General features: G+C 70.1%; 1 protein-coding gene and 1 pseudogene. Both read right to left on the bottom strand.

Translation table 11 applies throughout. The annotated features are described in order from the left end of the window. A pseudogene (locus MBEBAB_RS14770) lies at positions 1 to 484 on the bottom strand (copper resistance protein B); the annotation flags it as partial. Beyond that, the coding region (locus tag MBEBAB_RS14765) for a multicopper oxidase domain-containing protein (RefSeq protein WP_045319484.1) at positions 481 to 698 on the bottom strand (218 nt) is incomplete at its 5' end. The pseudogene MBEBAB_RS14770 and the gene MBEBAB_RS14765, both read right to left, overlap by 4 nt.

The following is a 698-nucleotide window of genomic DNA, read 5'->3' as shown; positions in this document are numbered from 1 at the left end:
AATCCGGCCTCAAGCGATCGATCACAACGGCGGTCGTGCGTATGTCGCCGTTCTCGCGCAGCAGGATTCCCCGCGCCTGCCGCATCGCCGCCTCGCCCCAGACGGCGTCGGCCGCGTGAGCGGGGCCGGACAGTGCGGCGGGAGGGGGCGGCGCCTCCGGCGGCCTGCCGGGACTGTCAGCGCTCGTCATCACATCGGGCGGTCCCATGTCATGGCCGGCGTGAGGATCGGCCGGCTGGCCCATGTCGTGCCCGGCGTGAGGATCAGCAGGCGGTCCCATGTCGTGCCCGGCGTGCGGGTCGGCAGGCGGCCCCATATCGTGCCCGGCGTGGGGGTCCGGCTGCGGCTCGGCGCTCATGTCGTGACCCGTATGGGGATCCTCCGCCGGCGGCGGCGGCGGTGCGTGATGGTGATCATGATCCTGGGCGGCGGCCATGCCCGCGACGGCCACAAGCGGTGCAAGGCAGATCAGCAGACGGCTCATGCGGCGTCTCCATCGAGGGGGCGCACGGTCACCACATTGAACATGCCGGCGTGCATGTGCATCAGCATGTGACAGTGGAACGCCCAGTCGCCCGGCGCGTCCGCCGTCAGATCGAAGGTGACCGTGGAGCCCGGCGCCACATTGACCGTGTGCTTCAGCGGCTGATGGCCTGAGGGACCACCCGTCACCAACTCGAAAAAGTGGCCGTGCAGAT

The sequence above is a fragment of the Brevundimonas abyssalis TAR-001 genome (assembly GCF_000466985.1).
Lineage (GTDB): Bacteria > Pseudomonadota > Alphaproteobacteria > Caulobacterales > Caulobacteraceae > Brevundimonas > Brevundimonas abyssalis.
The sequence above is the reverse complement of the archived record's forward strand: the minus strand, read 5'-3'. Positions and strand labels throughout refer to the sequence as shown.